Raw genomic sequence first — 4,284 nt, 5'->3', positions numbered from 1 at the left:
CCAGGTTGGCGGCCTGCTGTTCGGTACGGCGCGACAGGTCGTTGTTGCCCGAGGCGATCTCGCCGGCGGCAGTACTGATTGCCCGGCTGGACTGCTTGATGCGGGTGACGATCTCGCTCAGCTGCGCGGCAGTGGCATTGGCATCGTCACGCATGCGAGCGAATACGCCCTGGTAGTCGCCATGCATGCGCACGGTGAGGTCACCCTGCGACAGCGCGGCGAGCAGGCCGGAAATCTGTTCGATGCTGCCGGCGTTGGCGTCGAGCAGGCCGTTGATCTGCTGGGCCAGCTGCAGGAAGAAGCCTTCCTTGTCGCTGGTTTCGATCCGGCCGGACAGATCGCCGGCGGCGGCGCGGGCGATCACCCGGGCCACTTCGGCCTCGACCTGCGCTTCCTGGGTACGGTCACGCCATTCCACCACGCAGCCGACGGTGTCGCCGTCCTCGTTGCGGATGGTCGACACGACCTGGGCGAACTGGGCATCGCCGTACTGCATCGGGCGACGGGCCACGCCGTGCTGCTTGAGGTTCGCCAGCAGGGACGGGTCCATCTCGCCACGGTGTTCCAGCACCGTGACCGGCTTGCCGATCAGCGAGTCCTGCGCATCGAAGTCAGGCAGGTCGCGGCGCACATCGTCCTGGTACTGGCTCAACGTCTGCTGCAGGGCACGGTTGCTGTAGACGATGGTGTTGTTGGCATCGGTCAGGTAGACGCCGGTCGAACTGTAATCCAGCGCGGTCCGGATGCGCAGGTTCTCGCGGGCGATGGCCTGGTCGGTCTCGATGCGCTCACGCAGATCACGCTGCATGCGCTGCATGGCCTGCATCAGTTCGCCCACTTCATCCTGGCGGCTGACATCGATGTGACCGTCGAGCTTGCCGCCGGCGACATCATTGGCCACCGAGACGGCACCACGCACGCTGCCGACGAGGGCGCGGGCGAACAGCCACACCAGCACCAGGCCGAGCGCGGCGCCACCCAGCAGGGCGATCACGGTCAGGACGGACGAAGCGGCATAGGTGGATTCGGCCTGTTCGCGCGAGGCGCGTGCGAGGCGGTTGTCTTCGGCAATCAGGGCTTCCAGCGCCGCGGCGGCCTTGCGGTGCTTGGTGCGGGTCTCGCCGACGAAGGTATCGATGGCGTCGTCCGGCAGGTCCAGTTCCAGCATCTCGGTGACGCTGTCGTAGGAGGCCAGGGCGTCCTTCCAGTCCTTGGCGAAGGTGTCGAACAGCTTCTTCTGCTGGGCGTTGTCCACCAGCTTCGGATAGTCCTTGATGGAACTGTCCATGCTGGTACGCAGCGCGGCAGCCTGCTTGCGCGCGTCGGCCTTGACGTCATCGCTGGCACGGATCAGCTGCTGGTAGGCACTGTTGCGGTACTCGCCGAGCATGCCGCGCATCTCGCCGGCCAGGCGGATGCTTTCCATGCGCGAACCGGCCAACTCGGTGGTGACGTTGTTCAGCGAATGCAGGCCACGATAGGCGACGATGCCCTGCAGCAGCATCACCAGCAGGATGACGCCGAAGGTCACCATCAGCTTCGGCATCAGTTTCAGGTTGTTGATCCAAGGCATGGGCGTTGCGATCTCCTAAGGCAGACGCGCACGGGCATCGGGCCCGGTTGCGGCGGCGGCCACGCCGGCACCAGGACCGGCGTGACTGCGACGGACAGCGGATTACTTGATGTTGGCCAGCTTCAGGCCGGCCGGCGAGCTGACTTCGATCTCGGCGCGCGAGGCATCGCGCTGGATCTTGCCGATCACGCACACGGTCTTGCCTTCCAGCGTTTCCAGCGGGAACGAGAACTTGCTGCGGTTTTCACCGGCGATGCGCGCCGAGAAGGTGTGGCGCGGGAAGGCGCCGCCCATGTACAGGAACGTCGGCTGGCCTTCGGAACCTTCGGCGAAGCGGGCCTTCTCGACCTTGCCGCAGACCATGCCGTCCTTGCCCACCGAGCGCGGGGCCAGTTCCGGCGGGATCATGTCCGAGGACTGGGCGAGGGCGGACGACGCGGTGGTGGCCAGGGCGGCAGCCGAAACGAGCGCGAGCAGGGACTTCATCGGGGTGGTTCTCCGGGAGGGTGATGGTTTTTTGCCGGTGGTACGCGTTCCCGCGCGGCCGGCCTCTGTCCCCCTATCGGCACCGCCGCAGGGAACTGAAGGGTTTCGTGACAGCAACGTGAAGCGGTACGCAGACTCAGGCGGCGGCGTCCTCGAGCAGGGCCGGCTGGCCCATGTCCGCGCTGTCCAGCAGGGTCTCGATGTCCAGCAGGATCAGCATGCGGTCGTCCTGGGTGCCGATGCCCGAGATGAACCGGGTATCGACCGCAGCGCCGAATTCAGGGGTCGGGCGGATCTGTTCGGACGACAGCGGGATGACGTCCGAGACGCTGTCCACCACGATGCCGACCACACGGTCATCGACATTGAGCACGATCATCACGGTAAAGGCGTCGTAGCGCGCGTTCTCCAGGCGCAGCTTCAGGCGCAGGTCGATCACCGGCACGATGGTTCCGCGCAGGTTGATTACGCCCTTGATGTAATCCGGTGCGTCCGGCACCCGGGTGACGGCATCGTAGCCGCGGATTTCCTGCACCTTGAGGATATCCACGCCGTAATGCTCGGCGCCGAGCGTGAAGCTGAGGAATTCGCCGCCGGCGCTGGCGGCGGAGCGGGTCTGGTCGTTCATCGAGGGGTCCTGGTTCTGCCGGAAGTCCCGGTGTCAGGCTCGATATCGGCCCCGCGCGGGGGGACTTTAGGCAGGGCCGTGACAGGACATTCCCGTCTGGTGAGGACCGGATGGCGCCAGGCCACGGCCGGCGCCAGCTACATCTCTCCGTTCCGGCGTGCCTTGCGCTGGCGGTCGATCCGGAAGATGTAGCGCTGGATGGCGCTGTCACCACCGCGAGGCAGGCTGTCGAAGCGCATCCCCACGCGCTTGATTTCGGTACCGTTGGGCTGGCGCTGCGGCAGCAGGTTGCAGACCACCAGTTCGATATCCAGATCCGGCCCATCCGACAGCGACAGCACCGCCGCGTAGCGCTGCTGCAGGCCGAACACGGCGCAGTCGCTGGGCACCGCGACGGCAAGGCCTCCGCCACTGATGTCCACCACGCGCATCGACAACGCCTCGGGGCGTCCGTCCGCAGCCGGCAGCAGCAGCTGGGGCGAGTCGGTGACGGGGGTCTCCAGCCGGTACAGTTCGCGCCGCTGCAGATGCATCAGTTCCTCTGGCAGCGCAGCGCGGAAGGCGACGTGGCCGTCGTTGTCCACGCGCTGCAGCCCCTGCAGACGGAAGCGCACCAGCACGCGCTCAAGCTGGGCGAAACACAGCACATGATCGGCCTGCTCGGCTGCCCGGTTGGACGCCTCCTGCGGGCTGCCATCGATCAGCAGCACGTCCTCGTCTTCGTCCAGTTCCAACAGCGCGGTCGGGAACGAGCGATCGCGGCCGTCGATATGCGCGTTTATCAGGGAGCGCTGCTCGATCAGCGAGCGCAGCAGCTGCCGCAGCTGGCGCGGATTACGGACCAGGAAGCGTTCATCCGCGGCGTCGGCCGCATGGACATCGTGCACTGCTGTGTCGTTGCCGTCGGACATGGAATGTGTGGTCAGGGGCGGGCGCCTGCGCGCGCCGGCGCGTGGCTCGATGGGGATATCGGCCACCGCGCCGGATTATGAAGTGTGAGTTTCATCACCTTCCATCGGCCGGGCCGGGATCGAAGGAATGGGCCGAAGGCATCATTCCTCGATACCGGCGATCTGCCGCACACGCTGCATCACCGCCGGATTGTCGTCCCCTCCGTGCAGGTGGAAGCGCGCTACCGCGGCCGCCAGCAGCTGTGCCTGTTCGGCCATGCCGTGGGTGGCCGCGGTGGACGCCTCCACCAGCGTGGCGTTCTGGCGGGTGCTGGCGTCCATCTGCGCGATGCTCTGGTTCACCTGCTCGATGCCCATGCTCTGTTCCTGCGAGGCGGACGAGATCTCGCCCATGATCTGGTTCACCTGCTGCACCGCGGCCACGACCCGCTGCATGGTGCTGCCGGCCTGTTGCACCAGTGCGGCGCCATCGCTGACCTTGCCGACAGAGGCGTCGATCAGGCCCTTGATCTCCTTGGCAGCACCCGCCGAGCGTTGGGCGAGGGTGCGCACTTCGCTGGCGACCACGGCAAAGCCGCGGCCCTGCTCACCGGCACGGGCGGCTTCGACCGCGGCATTGAGGGCCAGGATGTTGGTCTGGAAGGCGATGCCGTCGATGACGCTGATGATCTCGGCGATCTTCTTCG

General features: G+C 66.5%; 4 protein-coding genes and 1 pseudogene. All 5 read right to left on the bottom strand.

The window, feature by feature from the left end; all coding sequences use genetic code 11:
- Positions 1 to 1,573: methyl-accepting chemotaxis protein (locus tag QMZ25_RS16620; protein WP_283219965.1), on the bottom strand; the 1,573-nt coding region annotated here is incomplete at its 3' end.
- A gap of 102 nt (positions 1,574 to 1,675) precedes the next feature.
- Positions 1,676 to 2,059: a hypothetical protein gene (locus QMZ25_RS16615; RefSeq protein ID WP_053520421.1), complete on the bottom strand. Its 384-nt coding sequence runs from the start codon at positions 2,057 to 2,059 to the stop codon at positions 1,676 to 1,678.
- A 136-nt stretch (positions 2,060 to 2,195) separates the two neighbouring features.
- Entirely contained in the window at positions 2,196 to 2,687 is a 492-nt protein-coding gene (locus tag QMZ25_RS16610; RefSeq protein ID WP_053520422.1) for a chemotaxis protein CheW, read from the bottom strand.
- Positions 2,688 to 2,824: 137 nt separating this feature from the next.
- Positions 2,825 to 3,598, bottom strand: a complete 774-nt coding sequence (locus tag QMZ25_RS16605; protein ID WP_111186113.1) for a flagellar brake protein — start codon at positions 3,596 to 3,598, stop codon at positions 2,825 to 2,827.
- A 207-nt stretch (positions 3,599 to 3,805) separates the two neighbouring features.
- Positions 3,806 to 4,284, bottom strand: a pseudogene (locus QMZ25_RS16600) (methyl-accepting chemotaxis protein); the annotation flags it as partial.

This window comes from Stenotrophomonas sp. RS-48 (genome assembly GCF_030053245.1).
Lineage (GTDB): Bacteria > Pseudomonadota > Gammaproteobacteria > Xanthomonadales > Xanthomonadaceae > Stenotrophomonas > Stenotrophomonas maltophilia_P.
The sequence above is the reverse complement of the archived record's forward strand: the minus strand, read 5'-3'. Positions and strand labels throughout refer to the sequence as shown.